Here is a 16,998-nt window from a genome sequence, read left to right as displayed (position 1 = left end):
TTTCGGCTTTGGGGGCTCCGATGCGGGCATCGGGAGCCCGGCGGCCAGGACGGTCTGGGCGGCGAGGGTCGCCGTGGAGACCGTACAGGCCAGACGCAGCAGCCTTCCTGACACGTCATCACCTCCGCTGCGGGGTGGCCCCTCCATCCCGCAGGGCGAGCATCAGGCGTGCGTGCGCGGCCCGCGCGCCGAGCGTGCGCGGTTCGGCGCAACGGCGTCACTCGTCGGCGTCGTCCCGTCGGCCGTCCGGCGTGGCGTCGGGCTTGGACCAGGGCCACCGTGGTCGGCCGCTCTTCTTCCCCTCGGGGTCGAACTCGTACTTCCAGCCCTGCGGCAGCCCGAGCTTCTTGCTGTGGCCGCGGGGCACGCGCCGGTAGACCAGGACGGTGGGCGGGCCGCCGGCCGCGTCGGGGACGGGGATGCGGTACGTCTTCGGCGGGTGCCCGGTCGGGCCCAGCAGCACGGGCAGCACCCGGCCGTCCATGGGCCCGCCCTCGAAGGGGGTGTCTTCACTCTTCACGCCACCAGTGTCGATCAGGTCTCCGCGGCCAGCGCACCCCGGATCAGCTCGGCGGTCTGCGCGTCCCGCGCCGCGGTCACCGTGAGGACGGCGACGAACTGGTCCACCAGCCAGTCCCGCAGCTCGTCGGCGGGCGGCTGCTTGTCCTCGTCGAGCCAGATGAGGGAGGCCGCCTCCACCGCGGTGATCCACATCCGTACGGTCATCCGGAGCCGCGGCCCGGGATCGGCGACCCCCAGGTGGCTGTAGATGTGCTCGGCGGCGGCCCGCCGTACGCCGTCCACGATGGCCGTCGTCCGGGAGGTCTCGACGACGCTGCCGCCCTGCAGCAGGGCGCTGAAGCCAGCGTCGTGACGGGCGACGAAGGTGAGGTAGCGGTCGAGGGCGCGGGCCAGGCGGGGGAGGAGGGGCCCCTGACGGGGCTCGTCGAAGCAGTGGTTCAGTTCCTCGGCGGCGGAGCGCAGGGCGGCCTCGTAGAGCTGCTGCTTTCCGCCCGGGAAGTACCGGTAGACGAGCGGCCGGGACACCCCGGCGGCCTCCGCCACATCGTCCAGCGAGACGTCCTCGGGGACGCGGTGCGCGAAGAGCGAGAGCGCGGCGTCGAGCAGCTGACTACGGCGCTCCTCGACGCTGAGACGCCGGTAGGCGGGGGCGGCGGGGGTCATGACGTGCAGCGTAATCGCCCGCCCGGGCCCCGCGCCCGCCGTCCGTCACGCTCCGGTCACGCCAGCAGCCCCGACGACCTCCACAGCCGCCGCCCGACCCCCCGGAGCACGCCGATGTCGTCCAGGAAGTCCGTCAGCCGCTTCGCTCCCGTCTGCATGATCTCCCGGCGATGCCCGCTGGCCTGCACCTGCGCCATCGCCGCACGCTTGTCCAGGCCGACGTTCGTATAGACCTCGGGGTTCACGAAGGCGACGGAGAACACCCGGGCGAACTCGCCCGAGGTGACCCTGGTGAACTCCTGCGACCACCTCGGCGCGGTCGTCATCTGGCGGCGCAGCTCCTCGCGGGCGTACCGCACGTGCCGGGCCTCCTCCACGACGTGGATCCGGGTGACGCCCCTGACCAGCGGCTGGACCCGCTCGTCCGGGAAGGTCAGCCGCTGCATCCAGTCCAGGACCTCCTCGCCGAGCAGGGTCGCGGTGAAGGAGCCGGGGGTGGTGGAGATCGTCTTGAACAGCCGCCCCAGGTTCTGGTGGGCGCGGCTCACCGGGTACCAGGGGGTTCCGCCGGCCGAGATCAGCCGGGCGAACATCTTCGAGTGCCGGCACTCGTCCTCGATCTCGGTCAGCGCGTACCGGACGTGCGCGCTCGTCGCCGCCTTGTCGTAGATGTGCCGGACGAGCAGCTGCATGAGGATGATCTCGAACCAGATGCCGAGCGAGGCGAGCGCGGCGGCCTCGTGCTGCGACAGCAGGATCCGCTGCTCCTCGCTCATCCGCCGCCACATCGGCGTGTCGTACAGCGACACGAGCTCCGGCGGCCAGAACCACTTGCCCTCCTCGAAGGGGGCGTCCCAGTCCAGCTCCTTGTCCGGGTCGAAGGAGTGCCTGGCGGAGGACGCGAGCAGCCGCTCGGCCACCTGCTCCCGCCCCTTGAGCAGGCCCAGCGCGTCCCGCAGCCCGTCCAGCGCATCGGCATCGGTGAGGCTCGTCGTCATGGCTCTTATGAGACTGCTTGTCAGCAAGGGCGTCAATCCCTGCGGCATGATCACTCTTCGGGGTGGCGGTTCGCCGTAATCCGCTGGGTACGCTGACTGTGTCTGCCAGGCTCCACCGCATGGGAGTGATCATGGGCGCCGCACGCGAGTACGGGCTGGATGAGGACTACGAGTGGGCCCGCCCGCCAGAGGGCGGTTGGGCGGCCGAGGACCTGGATCGGCTCCCGAACCTGCCTCCGCATACGGAGCTGATCGACGGGAGCCTCGTCTTCGTGAGTCCGCAGACCCGTTTCCACATGCGCACCCTGCGTCTGCTGGAGCACACCCTGCTGGAACAGGTGCCGGACAAGCTCGACGTCTACCGCGAGTTCACCGTCAGGCTGGACAGGCGCAACCGCCCGGAGCCCGACGTCCTGGTGGTCCGCGCGGACGCGGACACCGGACCCCTGCAGACCTGGCTCCACCCCGACGACGTCGTCCTCGCGGCGGAGATCGTCTCGGAGGACTCGCAGGACCGCGACCGCCAGGTCAAGCCTCTGAAGTACGCGGCTGCGGGCATCCGTCACTACTGGCGCGTCGAGGAGAACGACGGCCTGCCCGTGGTGTACGTCTACGAACTCGACCCCGCCACCAGCACATACGTGCTCATGGGCATCCACCACAGCCAGCTCAAGTTGACCGAACCGTTCCCCCTCACCATCGACCTCGCCGCGGCCGACCGACGCCGCCGGTGACCGCTCCTCGGTCCCCAGGATCCTCAGACCGAGCAGCCCAGGTCCTCCGGGATCGACAGGGCGATCGGTTCCGCCCCCTGGGCCGGGAACGACGTGCGCAGGGTGAAGGCGTACGGGGTCGGGCCGTTCGTGCGCAGGTGGAGGAGACGGGACTCGGCCTCCGCGACCGTCGGCCGGTGACCGGCAGGCACCCACCACAGGGTCGCCATCGCCTCCGCAGTCCGCTCGAACCAGTCCCGCCGACGGGAGAGCATCTCGCGGTGCCGGCCCTGGTACATGTACGCGGTCAGGGCGTCGGCGTCCCGCCACACCGACATGTTGACGATCAGCCAGGCGTCGCCGAAGACCTCGATGCCGGTCGCGTCGCCGTCCTCCGACTGGAGGCGCCAGACGAAGCCGTGGGCCGCGTCGGCGTCGGCGTTGACCGGGTCGAGGGCATCGACGAAGTCCTTCAACTCCGGTGAGTCCAAAGGGAACTTGAGACGGGCGATGTTGACCTGGGCGAGTTCGAAGGCGGCTGCGTCAGTCATGGACCGAACGGTAGGTCGGGAGTGTGCCGTTCGGTACCCCCCGTCTCACGAGTTGAGCACCGCCTCCATCACGGCTCGCGCGATCGGCGCCGCCATTCCGCCCCCGGTGATGTCCCCGCGACGCGCCGATCCGTCCTCCACCACCACCGCGACCGCGACCTTCGGCTCCAAGTCCCGCTCGCCCTGCGCCCACGACACGAACCAGGCGTACGGAATCCCGGCGTTGCCGACGCCGTGCTGGGCGGTGCCGGTCTTGCCGCCGACGATCGCGCCGGGGATCGCGGCGTTCGTGCCGGTGCCCTCCCGCACCACGTCCTCCATCAACTCCCGCAGCCGCCGCGCCGTCGAGGGGAGCATCACCTGACGGGACGGGCGCGAACCGGCCGTGGCCACCGTCGCCCCGCCCTTGCGTGTCGTCCGCTCCACCAGATACGGCGTGTGCGCCTGCCCCCCGTCGGCCACCGCCGCCGCCACCATCGCCATCTGCAGCGGGGTCGCCCGCGTGTTGTACTGGCCGATCGAGGACAGCGCCAGCTGCGCCCGGTCGAGCGAGGTGTCGAAGGTGCTCGGCGCGACCGCGAACGGGATCCGCACGTCCACGTCGTTGAAGCCGAACGCCTGCGCCGTCCGGGTCATCCGGGCCAGTCCCGTGTCCACGCCGAGCTTCGCGAACACCGTGTTGCACGACCACTCGAAGGCGTCCCGCAGCGGAGCGTCCTCGCAGCCGTCGCCCTCGTTCGTCAGCACCGTCGTCGTCCCGGGCAGCCGATAGGGGTCGGGGGAGCCGGTCGCCGCGTCCAGGTCCGTGATCACGCCCGCGTCCAGCGCCGCCGCCGCGGTGACCACCTTGAACGTCGACCCCGGCGGATACGTCTGCCGCACCGCCCGGTTCAGTATCGGCCTGTCCGGGTCGCCGTTGAGCCGCGCCCAGGCCCGCTGCGCCCCGGCGTCGTTCCCGGACAGCACGCCCGGGTCGTACGACGGACTCGACACCAGCGCCAGCACCCGCCCCGTCGCCGGCTCCACCGCGGCCACCGCGCCCTTGCGGCCGTCCAGCCCCTCGTAGGCGGCCCACTGGGCACGGCGGTTCAGCGTCGTCACCACGTTGCCGCCGGGGGGCCGGCCGCGCGTGACGTCGTTCCACAGCGGGAACGGCGAGAGCAGCGGATCCGACCCGGACAGGACGTCGTCCCCGGTGTGCTCCAGGAACGTCGTCCCGTACACCTGCGAGGCGAAGCCGGTCACCGGCGCGTACAGCGGCCCGTCCTGGTACGTGCGCTCGTAGCGCAACTGCTCCCCGGTGTCGCGCGAGCCGGTGACGGGGGTCCCGCCGACCAGGATGTCGCCGCGCGGCTGGGCGTAACGGGCGATGGACCCGCGCCGGTTGGCCGGGTTGTCGTCGTAGACGCCGGACCGGACGACCTGGACGCGCGCGGCGTTCACCAGCAGCGCCACCAGCAGCAGGGCGCAGAAGACGGCGGCGCGCCGGATGTGCCGGGTCACCCGGACCTCCGTGGGCTCTTGTCGACCGGTTCGGCGACGGCTTCGTGGACCGACTCGTCGAACTGTTGCGCGTACGGCCGTCGCGCCGAGTCGCTCACGCGGATCAGCAGCGCCACGATCGCCCAGTTGGTGACGACCGACGAGCCGCCCTGCGCCAGGAACGGCATCGCCATGCCGGTCAGCGGGATCAGCCCGGTCACGCCGCCCGCGATCACGAACACCTGGAGCGCCACGATCGAGGCGAGGCCGGCCGCCAGCAGCCGGCCGAACGGGTCGCGCAGGGACAGGCCCGCCCGGTAGCCGCGCTCCACCAGCAGGCCGTAGAGCAGGAAGAGCGCCGTCAGCCCCGCCAGTCCCAGCTCCTCGCCGGCCGTCGCCAGGATGAAGTCCGACTTCGCGGCGAACCCGATGAGGATGGAGTGGCCGAGCCCGAGCCCGGTGCCGAGCACCCCGCCGGCCGCGAACGAGAACAGCGACTGCGCAAGCTGGTTGGGGCCCTGACCGGCCTCGATCGACGCGAACGGGTGCAGCCAGTCCTCGACCCTGCTGTGCACGTGCGGCTCCAGCCGGCCGACGGCGACCGCGCCGAGCGAGGCGAGCAGCAGCCCGACCGCGATCCAGCCGGTGCGGCCGGTGGCGACGTAGAGCATCACCACGAACAGCCCGAAGAACAGCAGCGACGTGCCGAGGTCCCGCTCCAGGACCAGCACGCCGACGCTCAGCAGCCAGATCGCGACGATCGGTCCGAGGACGCGCCCGGTGGGCAGTTGCATCCGCCGGAAACGCCAGATCGTCCGACCCGCGTACGCCAGTGCCGTGCGGTTGGCCGCCAGGTACGCGGCGAAGAACACCGCCAGCAGCACCTTCGCGAACTCGCCCGGCTGGATGGAGAACCCGGCGATCCGGATCCAGATGCGGGCGCCGTTCACGGCCGGGAAGAGGATCGGCAGGGCGAGCAGGGCGAGCGCGCCGACCACGCACACGTACGCGTACCGCTGGAGCACCCGGTGGTCGCGCAGCGCGACCACGACCACGATGAACAGGGCCACCCCGAGCGTGGACCACACCAGTTGCGTGGGCGCCGCCCGGTCGCCCGGCGTCTCCAGGTCGAGCCGGTAGATCAGCACCAGGCCGATCCCGTTGAGCAGCACGGCGATGGGCAGCAGGAGCGGGTCGGCGCAGGGCGCGCGCCACCGCACCGCGAGATGCGCCAGCAGCGCGAGCACGCCGAGCCCGGCGCCGTAACCGGCGGCGCCGGGCGGGACGGTGCCGCTCTTCGCGACGCCGACGGCGCAGTAGCCGTACACGGAGAGCAGGACGGCCAGGACGATGAGGGCGAGTTCGACGCCACGGCGCCGGGGGAGGCCGACCGCGGGGGCGGGTGCGTCGGCCGCCGCCACCACGGTGGTCGCCGCTCCGACTCCGGCTTTCGTCATGTCCGGAACTTATCCAAATGGGGCTCCTTGTGAGCCTTGGATGCTTTCGAGTCGCCCCGTGTCGGCGCAGTGCCCGCGCTGCGCGGGCGCCGTGTCAGCACCAGCGCGGCGGCGTCCCGATGGTGACGATGAAGCGCGCCGTGCCCCAGGCCCAGGTGCCGTCCGTGAGGAGGTACCAGAGGCGGTTGCCCTGGACCTCCTGGCCGGACGTCTTGCAGAAGATCGAGACGATCTCCCCGCGGTGGGCGACCCGGATCACCTCGCTGGCGCGGGTCGGCTTGCTCCGCAGGAGCAGCTCGTCGGCGGTGACGCGCCCGCGGAAGCGGCGGAAGTCGTTGTCGTTGTCGGGGTCCCCGGACTGCCAGTCGCCGCCGTCGCCGCCGCCGTCGCCTCCACCACCGCCGGACTGCCAGTTGCCGCCGTCGCCCCCGCCGCCGTCACCGCCGGACTGCCAGTTGCCGCCGTCACCGCCGCCGCCCGACTGCCAGTTGTTGCCACCGCCGGACTGCCAGTTCCCGTTCCCACCGTTGTTCTGGCCATTGTTCTGACCGTTGTTCTGGCCGTTGTTCTGACCGCCGCCTTGGTTGTTGCCTCCGCCCCCGCCGCCTTGGTTGTTGCCGCCTTGGTTGTTGCCTCCGCCCCCGCCGCCCTGGTTGTTGCCGCCTTGGTTGTTGCCTCCGCCCCCGCCGCCTTGGTTGTTGCCGCCTTGGTTGTTGCCTCCGCCCCCGCCGCCTTGGTTGTTGCCGCCTTGGTTGTTGCCCCCGCCTCCGCCGCCCTGGCCGCCTCCGCCTCCCTGGTTCTGCCAGTCCTGTGGGTCGTTTTCCTGGCCGCCGAAGCCGTTGCCGTTGTTGTTGCCGCTGGAGCTGCTGCTGTTGTCGCCCCAGTCGTCGTCCCCGTCGCCGGCGAGGGCGGGGGTGATGGTCGCGGTGGCGGCGAGTGCGCCTGCTGCGGTGACTATGGCGAGACGGGTGAGGGCGGAGCGCAGGGACATGGCGATACCTCCATGAAGAGGGTGAAGCGAAGAGGGTGAAGCTGACTTATCGCCACATTAGGAGCGGTTCGCGCGCGTCGCCCGTCACACTGCGCCATCGGGGAGGCCGTCCCCGGCAGGAGGCGTCTGAGGGAGCGTCAGCGTGGCCACGGCGCCGCCGTCCGGCGCGTTGGCGAACGTCAGCCGGGCGCCCAGCACCTCCGCCTGGCCGACCGCGATCGTCAGCCCGAGCCCGTGCCCCTTCGCCCCGCCTTCGGTGCGGAACCGCTGGGGCCCGTGCGTGACGAGGTACTCCGGATAGCCGTCCCCGTGGTCCCGGACGGTGACCACGGGCCCGTCCACCGTCAGCGTCACCGGGGCCCGCCCATGCCGGTGCGCGTTGGCCAGCAGATTCCCCAGCACCCGTTCGAGGCGTCGCCGGTCGGTCTCCACGCGCACGTCCCGGACGATGACGACCGTGACAGTGACCGCGGCCTCGGCGCCGGTCCCCGACGTCCCGAAGCCGGCCGAACCCCCGAAGGCGTCGGAAGCCTCCGCCGTCCGCACCACCCGCATCGCCAGCGCGCCCAGTTCCTCGGCGTCCAGCTCCAGCCGCTCCCGCCCGGTGTCCAGCCGGGAGATCTCCAACAGGTCCTCGGTCAGTGTGCGCAGCGCCGCCACCCGGTCGCGCACCAGCTCCGTCGGCCGCCCCGCCGGCAGCAGTTCGGCCGCCGCGTGCAGTCCGGTCAGCGGGGTGCGCAGCTCGTGCGCCACGTCGGCGGTGAACCGCTGCTCGCTCAGCAGCTTGCCCTGCAGCGAGGACGCCATCGAGTCCAGCGCGACGGCGACGGCGCCCACCTCGTCCTGCGGCCGGCCCGGGTCCTTCGCGCGGGGGTCGTCCACGCGGGCGTCCAGGTCGCCGGCGGTGATCCGCCGCGCCACCTGCGCGGTGGTGTGCAGCCGCCGGGTCACCCGGGTCACCGCGACGGCGCCGACCAGCAGCGTCGCTCCGATCGCCAGCACCGACGACCACAGGATCGCGGTGTCGAGCGCCTCGATGGTGTGGGCGCTCTGCGAGTAGTCGACGGCGACCGCGAGGGCCCGCTCGCCGTCGGCGGGCCCCGCCGCCCACATCGTGGGGCGCCCCCGGTAGTCGGTGACCATCGTGCCGCGCTCCCCGGCCACCGCCAGCGTCCGCAGCGAGGTGGGCAGCCCCGGCGGATCGAGGCTCGCACCCCGCCCGAGCGAGTCCCCGGCCTCGAACGCGGTCGTCGCGTCCTTCAGTCGGGACAGTGCGAGATCGCGGGACTGGCCGACCGTCTGGTTCGTCACCGACACGTGCACCAGGACGCCGAGCAGGGCGGCCAGCGCGCAGCACATCACCGTGATGAAGACGGCGGCCTTGACGGCGAGGGTGCCGGCCCACGAGGGCAGCGCGAGCCTCATCGGCCACTCGCGGGGACGGAGGAAGAGGCCGAGGGGGAGGCCGATGTCGTGGGGGAAGGGGAGACGGAGGGCCGTGCGGAGCGCGGGGCGTGCGGGGAGTGCTTGTGGTCGGCGCCGCCGGTGCGCAGCATCTCGTCGTTGGTGAGCAGCATCGCCTGCTGCTGCTGGTCCCAGGTCCACTGCAGGCGGTACTCGTAGCCGGCGACCTCCGAAGGAGCCCGGATGATCACGGATCGCCCGGCCAGCTCGACCGCGCTGACGGCGTCCTCGTAGCCCATGACCTGCACGAGCCGGTCCTTGCGGACGGTGTAGACGCGGACGGCCGTCAGGTTGCCGGGCAGCTGCCTGAAGCCCAGCGTCATGTCGGCACGGCCGTCGCCGGTGAGATCGCGGTAGTACGCCTTGAGGACGGGACATCTGCGACCCTGCGCGCCGCTCTTGCCGCAGTCGGCCATCCTGCGGGCCGTCTCGTCGTAGGCCCCCTCGCTGTAGTCGCCCGGGCTCGCGGCGATCTCCCTGCGGACGATGGCGACCGGATCCACCTTGCGGATGTCGCCCCCGGGCACCGTGATGCCCTTGATCACCTCGGTCTCCACCTCGCCGATGTCGAAGGCCGGACTCGCGGCGGGCGTCAGATCCGGCCAGAGCTTGTCCGGGCTGATCGCGGTCGGCGTCGCTCCCGCGCCCTTCAGCTCACCGGCGTCACCGCAGCCCACGGCGGCCGAGGCCAGCAGAACGACGGCGAGACCGACGAACGCGGGACGGCCGGCACGGTAGGCGCGCCCGGTACGACCGGGGCGCATGGAACCGGAGGAACCTGCGGAACGGGAGCGACGGACGGGGCGACTGCGAGGCACGGGACTCCTGTGACTCCTCTTGGGCTACGACGACGTCAGGCCCCGTACACCTTATTCATGAGGAAGTCTGTTTTGCGTACCGGTCGGGCCGCAGATGCTGACCAGGTGAAGCGTCAGGTGAAGCATCGAGTGATGCAACGGGTGAAGAACCAGCTGAAGAACCAGCTGAAGAACCAGCTGAAGCACCAGCTGAAACGATTACTCGGCCAGCTCCTCCAGAAGTCTGGCCGTCGGCAGCCCCGCCCGCAGGTACTCCACGAACAACTCGTTGTGCAGGGCCCACGGCGAGCGCCGTGACCGTATCAGCCGGATCGCCTCCTCGGCCGAGTGCCCCCGGTGCACCAGTGTGTGCGCCACGACCAGCCCGGAGCGGTTGTAGCCGCTGTAACAGCGGACGAGAACCGTACGCCCCTCGTCCATCGCGTCGCCCGCGGCCTGCGCCAGCCGGATCACCCCGGCGAGCTGGGTACCGTCCAGCGGCCCGTCCGGAATCGGCCACACATGGTGCCGCACACCGGGATCGGGCCCGTGCCCCTGCCGGGCCCGGGTCAACGTCTGGACGAGATCGAACTCGCCCCGCACCACGGCGAGCTCCAGCTCACCACCGGACCCCCGGAACTCGTGTCCGCCCATCCACAGGCCGGGCACGATCTCGCTCCACGGACGGTCCGGAACCGGTACGTCGGGTTGCTTCCTGCGGGTCCGCAACGGCGCCTCCCCAAACGCGCTGCCCAGTGCCTGCCCAGCTCCCTTCGAAGGTAACCGCCTTCTTGCCCCGGGAGCACCCCTCCTGTTCCCATGGTCGGTGGGGTGATGGTGCATGAACGGACTGCGCGTCATACCGACCTGGCGACATGGCCAGGAGCGGCTCTACGTCTGTCTCACGGACGGCAGGAACATCGCCTGGTACGACCGTGAGGCGGGCCGCGTCAACCTGCTCGGCGACGCCCGCCGAGAGGACGTCCTGGAGGCCCTGGGCCCCTTCATCACGGGCCCCGTCACAGTCGGCCCGCCCCCGGTGCCGACCCCCGCGGAACTGGCCCGCCTGGCCCTCCACCCCGACGACGACCTGGCCCCCAACCGCCCCGGCGAGGCCCTCCTCATCGCCCTGGACCGCGACCCGGGCCCCGCCCACCGCCTCCGCACCGACCCGCGCCGCCACGCCCTGGCGGCCGAACAGACCGTCGGCGTGGCCCTGGACCGCCTCGACGGCGCAGGCTGGCGCACCCTGCACTCCGTCCCGCTGCCCGGCGGGGACCGGGTCCACCACCTGGCGATCGGCCCCGCCGGCCTGTTCGCGATCCACGCCCTGTACGCCCGCAAACAGCGGGTCCGCATCGCCGACCCCATGGTCGCCCTGGGCCGCCGGACCCCGGAACCCCTGCTCCGCCGCCTGCGCGCAGACGCGGACCGAGCCTCCTACGCCCTGACGGCCGAGGTCCGCCCGATCCTGGCCCTCGTGGCCCCCGCGGACGTCTCGGTCCCCCTCCCCCCACGCGAGGTCCGCATCCTGACCGACACGGCCCTCACCGACCTGTCCCGCCTGGGCGGAATCCTCAAACCGGCAGACGTGGAGGCCCTCCACGCGATGGCGAGAGACAGGGGAACGTGGTCGAGGGTATGAAGCCCCGTCCAGCCCGCCCATCCAGCCCATCCAGCCCATCCAGCCCGTCCGGCGCTTGAGGACGAGGCCCTCAGGGGCCGAAAGCGGGGGTCTGGGGGCGGCAGCCCCCAGGGACGGAGCGAAGCCGAGAGCGGGGGAGGGACAGGGGCAGGGGCAGGGGCGGCGGGGGCGAAAAGACCGCCCCCCAAGACCGCGCCCCCCAAGACCGCGCCCCCCAAGACCGCGCCCCCCAAGACCGCCCCCCTCATTGCACGGGCACCACCCCCGCCCGCCCCCCATCAAGCAGCGGCGCCAGCAGATCCCCGTAGTCCTGCACCCGCGGAGCGACATCCGAGGCGAGGAACGTGAGCGTCTCCGCAGCCCCACACCCCTCCACCTCCTCCCACGTGACCGGCGCCGAAACAGTCGGCGCGGCCCGAGCCCGCAACGTGTACGGCGCAGCCGTCGTCTTCCGCGCCGCGTTCTGACTCCAGTCCACGAACACCTTCCCCGGCCGCAGACTCCGCGTCATCCGATGCAGAACCAGCCGCGGCATCCCCCGCTCCGCCTCCACGGCCAGCCGCTTCGCATACTCCGAAACCTGTTCGGACGACGCCCCCCGCACCGCCGCCAGCAGATGCAGCCCCTTCGCGCCGGACGTCTTCGCGTGCGCCTCGATCCCGTCCGCCGCCAACCGCTCCCGCAGCCACACCGCGACCTCGCAGCACTCGACGACGGTCGCGGGCGCCCCCGGGTCGAGGTCGAAGACGAGCCGGTCGGCGACCGCCGGCTCCTGAATCACCCACTGAGGCGTATGGAACTCGGTGACGAGGTTCGCCGCCCACACCAGACTCGCCAGGTCCTGCACGACGACCATCCGGGCCGGCCCCTCCGACCGCGGCACCTCGGCGGTGGTGACCCACTCGGGCGTCCCCGGCGGCACGTTCTTGGCGAAGAAGACCTGCCCGTCGGGCCCGTCGGGGTAGCGCAGGAAGGACAGCGGCCGGTCGCGCAGATGGGGGAGCAGGACGTCGGCGACGGTCGCGTAGTAGTGCAGCACCTCACCCTTGGTGAAGCCGGTCGCCGGATACAGCACCTTCTCCAGATTGCTGAGCGCGAGCCGCCGTCCCTCCACCTCAGTGATCGGCGTCATACCATGAGAATCACATGAAACCGGCACATAACGCTCTCTCGGGAGGATGCTGCACGTGAGATCCATATGGAACGGCGCCATCTCCTTCGGCCTGGTCAGCATCCCGATCAAGCTGGTGAACGCCACCGAGAGCCACTCGATCTCCTTCCGCCAGATCCATCTGGAGGACGGCGGCCGCATCCGCTACCGCAAGGTCTGCGAACTGGACGAGCGCGAGGTGAGCTCGACGGAGATCGGCAAGGGGTACGAGGACGCGGACGGCACGATCATCCCGATCACCGACGACGACCTGGCCCACCTGCCGATCCCGACCGCGAAGACGATCGAGATCGTGGCCTTCGTCCCGGCCGACCGGATCGACCCGCTCCAGATGGACGCCGCGTACTACCTCCAGGCGGGCGGCGCTCCCGCCGCGAAGCCGTACGCGCTGCTCAGGGAGGCCCTGAAACGCAGCAACAAGGTGGCGATCGCGAAGTACGCCCTGCGCGGCCGCGAGCGTCTCGGGATGCTCCGTGTGGTCGGCGACGCGATCGCCATGCACGGCCTGCTCTGGCCGGACGAGGTCCGTGCGCCGGAGGGCGTCGCCCCGGAGACCTCCATCACCGTCCGCGACAAGGAACTCGACCTCGCGGACGCCCTCATGGACACCCTCGGCGAGGTCGACCTGGATGACCTGCACGACGAGTACCGCGAGGCGGTGGAGGAGGTCGTGGCGGCGAAGGCGGCCGGCGAGACCCCCCGCGAGGCCCCGGCCGCGCCGTCCAGCGGCAAGGTGCTGGACCTGATGGCCGCCCTGGAGAAGAGCGTCAGAGCGGCGAAGGAATCGCGCGGCGAGGAACCGCACCCCGCGGAAGAGCCGACCGAGGCAGAAGAAGCAGAGGTGAGCCGCCTACCGCAACGCAAGTCGACCCGCACGGCCCCCAAGCAGACGGGCGGCAAGAAGTCGACGTCGACGGCGAAGAAGACGACAGCGGCGCCGAGGAAATCGACAGCGAAGAAGACGACAGCGTCGAAGAGCACGGCCAAGAAGACCGCAGCGAAGAAGACGACGGCACACAAGACGACGGCACGCAAGACAACGGCGAAGGAGACACCGGCGACCAAGAGGCCGACGAAAAAGACGACGTCCGGCAAACGCACAGCGTGACCGACCAGCCCACCCCTCACCACCCTCACCATCGTCACCACCCTCACCACCGTCACCAGCTCCCCGGATCACCAGCTCCCCGCTCCCCGGATCCCCGGATCACCAGCTCCCCCGCTCCCCGGATCACCAGCTCCCCGGATCACCAGCTCCCCCGCTCCCCGGATCACCAGCTCCCCGGATCACCAGCTCCCCCGCTCCCCGGATCACCAGCTCCCCGGATCACCGGCTCACCGGTCCACGACTGACCCCAGACGTCAGGCAGCCTCCCGCAACCCCCCGCCCGTTCCGCGAACCCCAGCCCCCGCCCGACGACCCCCGTCATCCGGGCCCCCGCCTTCCCCGCCCCGCCGAGACGGCCCCACGAGCACCAGGCCCACGCCCACCCCCAGCCCCACCGCCGGCCACACGGGAAACTCGCCGCCATAAGCGAACCCGTGCCCGGCGACATAGGCCAGCGCCCAGACGCTCACCCCGAGACCGACCCACATCCGCCAGGCCGCCGCCCCCCGAAGCCCCACGTCGGGCAGCACCCGGCCCCCCACGGCAGCCACCCCTCGCTCCAACGGCCGCAAAGCCCGCAGTACCCCCACCAGCACGACGCCCAGCACCACCACCCACGGCACCCGCAGCGCCCACCAGCCGGCGGACCCGTAACCGGGTTCGGGAGCAAGGCCCGTCAGGTAGAAGGCGGCGGCGACGATCAGCACGGGCACCATGTGCCACAGGTAGAGCGCCATGCTGCCGGCCCCCACCACCCGCACCGCCCCCGCCACCCGTGCCCGCTCCAACACCGGCCGCGCCGCGGGCGCGACCACCAGAGCCACCCCGACCTGAGCCACGGCCCACGCCAGCATCGCGGCCGACGGCGGGTTGGTGTTGCTCAGCTCCTGCCTGGTCACCAGGATCAGACTGACGGGAAACGGCCCGACCCCGACCAGCGCGGCGAACGCGCCCCCGCCCCCCACCGCCATGGCGACCGCCACAGTCCGCGCCCGCGCCCGCGTCGGCGTCCGCGTCCGCGCCCGCGTCGGCGTCCGCGTCGGCGTCCGCGCCCGCGTCCGCGCCGGCGTCCCGCCGCCCCACACCCCGTCCCGCCAGCAGAACCCGAGCTGATACACCACCCCCCACACCAGCAGATAGTTGAGCGCGCCAACTGCCTCCACGACCCCCGCGCGGGATGAAGCCCCGGCGGCCGCGACAAGCGCACTGACTGCCACCCCGACGAGCCCCATTCCCACCGGCACCCGGACCCCCCACCGCTCGTGAAGGGCGTACAGCGCCGGTGTCAGGGCGCTGAGCAGCAGATACACCGGCAGGAACCAGAACTGCATGGCCAGCGCCCACCCCACGAGCGCGAGGGTGCCGGGATCCACGCCGAGCCCGGCGCACACCCCGACGGCGAGCAGCACGAGCCCGCTGTACACGGCCGTAGGCAGCAGCAGCCGCACGGCCCGCTGCCCCACCCACCCCGCGACGGACGCCCCACCGGCCCGCGCCCGAGCCCAGGAGCCTCCGGCCGCGTACCCGCCGGCCAGGAAGAACAACGGCATGATCTGAAAACCAAGGGTCAGCCACTGCGTCCACGGCACCGTCGCCAGCAACTCCGGCGCACCGATCTCACCGTCCGGACGCCGGACCAGCCCGGTGATCACCCAGTGCCCGAGCACCACGAGCAGAATCGCCCAGGACCGCAGAAAGTCGACGTACCGGTCTCTCCCCATGTGCCGCATGCTGCCGTGTCCCCCAACTCCCTTACGTCGAAGAACTCTTGCCGCAACCAAGCCGTGCCCGAGACGACACCGGGCCAGTCCGCTGTGAAACATCTTGACGCGCCGAATGTTACCGGTAACATCGATGCCCGTCGGAGCATCACACCGCACCCACACCGCAGTGGGCCGTCCGCTTCTGGAGTCCGCGTGAGCGACCACCCCACGGCACAGCGCGCCCCGGCGGCGACCCCACCCGACACCACCCCCCTCTTCACCACCCCGGCCGTGGCAGCCTCCTGCGCCGGCTTCGTCCTCATCGGCGTACTCCAGGCCCTCTACGGCCCGGCGATCCCGGCCCTGCGCCAGGAGTTCGGCCTCTCACCCTCCGCAGCAGGCCTCGGCCTGAGCGCCCACTTCGTGGGCGGAGTGGCCGGAGTCCTCCTCTTCGACCGCCGCTACGGCCGTACGAGCAACCGACGGATCCTCGCCACCTCCTACCTCCTGATGGCGGCTGGCGCCGCAGGCTTCGCACTCGCGCCGAACTGGCCCCTCGCCCTCACCGCGGCCCTCCTCGCGGGCCTGGGCTTCGGCGGCATCGACTACGGCCTCAACCAGCTCTTCTCCATCGGCTTCGGCCACCGTTCCACCGCGATGCTGAACATCCTCAACGCCCACTTCGGCATCGGCGCGATCCTCGGCCCGGCCCTGATCGGCGTGGTCGGCGCCGAGCACTACCCCACCCTCTTCCTGGCCTTCGCCCTCGCCAACCTCCCCCTTCTCCTCTGCCTGAGAGGCATACGCGCCCACACCCCTCCACCCCACGACGCGCACCCCACGACCCACCGCGCCCCCCTCCAGCGCAGCCTCACCACCGTCCTCGCGGTCTTCGTCACCCTCTACGTCCTGCACGTAGGCATCGAGGCAGGCGTGGGCGGCTGGGAACCCACCCACCTGGAGACCGTCGGCTACGCCGCGGGCACGGCCGCCACCGCCACCAGCGTCTACTGGCTGATGATGACCGTCGGCCGCTTCCTGGTCGCCCCGATCGCCCTCCGCTTCTCCCCGCAGGCCATCATCACCGTCTCCTGCGCCGGCATGACCGCCTGCCTCCTGCTGGCCGCCGTACCGAACCTGGCCCCCTACGCCTACGCCGGCGTGGGCCTCTTCATCGCCCCGATCTTCCCCACCGGCCTGCCCTGGCTCAACCGGACCACCCCCCACGCCCGCCGAGCCGGCGCCCTGGTGATCGCCGCGTCCATGCTGGGCGGCGTCACGGCGGGCCCGGCACTGGGCAAGGCCATCGAGTGGTCCGGCGTAAGAATCGTCCCCATCCTGCTGGCCACGGCCTCAGCCGCCTGTCTGGCAGCCACCCTCTGGCTGATCAGAGCAACACGCAAGACACCCCTCTGAGCAGCCCCCCGGAGGCGAACCCCGACGCACCCGCGGCCGCCGACGGCCGGGAGCGGGGGGGGGGGGGGGGGGGGGGGGGGGGGGGGGGGGGGGGGGGGGGGGGGGGGGGGGGGGGGGGGGGGGGCGGGGGGGGGGGGCGCGGCGGCGCGCCCCCCCGGCCCGCCCCGCCCCCCCGCCCCCCGCCCCCCCCCCCCCCCGCCCCCCCCCCCCCCCCCCCCCCCCCCCCCCCCCCCCCCCCCCCCCCCCCCCCCCCCCCCACCCCCCCGACCCCACCCACCACCCGCCGCGCCGCCTCAAGCCAACCCCTGCCTCCGACC

Annotated in this window: 16 protein-coding genes; 4 read left to right on the top strand and 12 right to left on the bottom strand. The window is 72.1% G+C overall.

What is annotated here, in order from left to right:
• Positions 1–217: 217 nt before the first annotated feature.
• From ACIBAF_RS14955 to ACIBAF_RS14945, 3 genes are read right to left on the bottom strand one after another with little or no spacing between them, the layout of a single operon-like run.
• Positions 218–520 carry a hypothetical protein gene (locus ACIBAF_RS14955; RefSeq protein ID WP_399463619.1) on the bottom strand — a complete coding sequence of 101 codons (303 nt, stop codon included), beginning with the start codon at positions 518–520 and terminating at the stop codon, positions 218–220.
• 14 nt (positions 521–534) lie between these two features.
• Complete coding sequence (locus ACIBAF_RS14950; protein WP_079659667.1) at positions 535–1,185, bottom strand: TetR/AcrR family transcriptional regulator; 651 nt, start codon at positions 1,183–1,185, stop codon at positions 535–537.
• A 56-nt stretch (positions 1,186–1,241) separates the two neighbouring features.
• The gene (locus ACIBAF_RS14945) at positions 1,242–2,183 is read right to left on the bottom strand and encodes a diiron oxygenase (RefSeq protein ID WP_399463618.1); all 942 of its coding nucleotides are present in this window, start codon (positions 2,181–2,183) and stop codon (positions 1,242–1,244) included.
• Between the two features lie 131 nt (positions 2,184–2,314).
• Here ACIBAF_RS14945 and ACIBAF_RS14940 point away from each other — a divergent pair, with 131 nt between their 5' ends.
• Positions 2,315–2,917 (top strand): Uma2 family endonuclease, encoded by a 603-nt coding sequence (locus ACIBAF_RS14940; protein WP_399463617.1) that lies wholly within the window; start codon positions 2,315–2,317, stop codon positions 2,915–2,917.
• A 23-nt stretch (positions 2,918–2,940) separates the two neighbouring features.
• Here ACIBAF_RS14940 and ACIBAF_RS14935 read toward each other — a convergent pair whose 3' ends face one another.
• The 7 genes from ACIBAF_RS14935 to ACIBAF_RS14905 form a co-directional block, all read right to left on the bottom strand.
• Positions 2,941–3,447 carry a DUF3291 domain-containing protein gene (locus tag ACIBAF_RS14935; RefSeq protein ID WP_399463616.1) on the bottom strand — a complete coding sequence of 169 codons (507 nt, stop codon included), beginning with the start codon at positions 3,445–3,447 and terminating at the stop codon, positions 2,941–2,943.
• Positions 3,448–3,492: 45 nt separating this feature from the next.
• A complete protein-coding gene (locus tag ACIBAF_RS14930) occupies positions 3,493–4,950 on the bottom strand; it encodes a penicillin-binding transpeptidase domain-containing protein (protein ID WP_399463615.1) in 1,458 nt (485 codons plus the stop codon).
• A complete protein-coding gene (locus ACIBAF_RS14925) occupies positions 4,947–6,386 on the bottom strand; it encodes an FtsW/RodA/SpoVE family cell cycle protein (RefSeq protein ID WP_399463614.1) in 1,440 nt (479 codons plus the stop codon). Before ACIBAF_RS14925 ends, ACIBAF_RS14930 begins: the two co-directional genes overlap by 4 nt.
• 94 nt (positions 6,387–6,480) lie before the next feature.
• A complete protein-coding gene (locus tag ACIBAF_RS14920) occupies positions 6,481–7,377 on the bottom strand; it encodes an SH3 domain-containing protein (protein WP_399463613.1) in 897 nt (298 codons plus the stop codon).
• Between the two features lie 84 nt (positions 7,378–7,461).
• Complete coding sequence (locus tag ACIBAF_RS14915) at positions 7,462–8,802, bottom strand: ATP-binding protein (RefSeq protein ID WP_399463612.1); 1,341 nt, start codon at positions 8,800–8,802, stop codon at positions 7,462–7,464.
• A complete protein-coding gene (locus ACIBAF_RS14910; RefSeq protein WP_399463611.1) occupies positions 8,799–9,605 on the bottom strand; it encodes a hypothetical protein in 807 nt (268 codons plus the stop codon). Before ACIBAF_RS14910 ends, ACIBAF_RS14915 begins: the two co-directional genes overlap by 4 nt.
• A 252-nt stretch (positions 9,606–9,857) precedes the next feature.
• Positions 9,858–10,367 (bottom strand): dual specificity protein phosphatase family protein, encoded by a 510-nt coding sequence (locus ACIBAF_RS14905; RefSeq protein ID WP_399463610.1) that lies wholly within the window; start codon positions 10,365–10,367, stop codon positions 9,858–9,860.
• A 112-nt stretch (positions 10,368–10,479) separates the two neighbouring features.
• Between ACIBAF_RS14905 and ACIBAF_RS14900 the strand changes: the two genes are divergently transcribed.
• On the top strand, positions 10,480–11,283 hold the full coding sequence (locus ACIBAF_RS14900) for a nuclease-related domain-containing protein (protein WP_399463608.1): 804 nt from the start codon (positions 10,480–10,482) through the stop codon (positions 11,281–11,283).
• A gap of 244 nt (positions 11,284–11,527) precedes the next feature.
• On the opposite strand, the gene ligD is transcribed toward ACIBAF_RS14900, so the two are convergent.
• The gene (gene ligD / locus ACIBAF_RS14895) at positions 11,528–12,415 is read right to left on the bottom strand and encodes a non-homologous end-joining DNA ligase (RefSeq protein WP_399463607.1); all 888 of its coding nucleotides are present in this window, start codon (positions 12,413–12,415) and stop codon (positions 11,528–11,530) included.
• A 46-nt stretch (positions 12,416–12,461) separates the two neighbouring features.
• On the opposite strand from ligD, the gene ACIBAF_RS14890 reads away from it, so the two are divergent.
• Entirely contained in the window at positions 12,462–13,562 is a 1,101-nt protein-coding gene (locus ACIBAF_RS14890) for a Ku protein (protein WP_399463606.1), read from the top strand.
• A 254-nt stretch (positions 13,563–13,816) separates the two neighbouring features.
• On the opposite strand, the gene ACIBAF_RS14885 is transcribed toward ACIBAF_RS14890, so the two are convergent.
• On the bottom strand, positions 13,817–15,283 hold the full coding sequence (locus ACIBAF_RS14885) for an acyltransferase (RefSeq protein ID WP_399463605.1): 1,467 nt from the start codon (positions 15,281–15,283) through the stop codon (positions 13,817–13,819).
• 195 nt (positions 15,284–15,478) lie between these two features.
• Between ACIBAF_RS14885 and ACIBAF_RS14880 the strand changes: the two genes are divergently transcribed.
• Positions 15,479–16,681: an MFS transporter gene (locus ACIBAF_RS14880; RefSeq protein ID WP_399463604.1), complete on the top strand. Its 1,203-nt coding sequence runs from the start codon at positions 15,479–15,481 to the stop codon at positions 16,679–16,681.
• Positions 16,682–16,998: the final 317 nt, after the last annotated feature.

It is taken from the genome of Streptomyces sp. NPDC051677, assembly GCF_044453465.1.
In the GTDB taxonomy this organism is placed as follows: domain Bacteria; phylum Actinomycetota; class Actinomycetes; order Streptomycetales; family Streptomycetaceae; genus Streptomyces.
The sequence above is the reverse complement of the archived record's forward strand: the minus strand, read 5'-3'. Positions and strand labels throughout refer to the sequence as shown.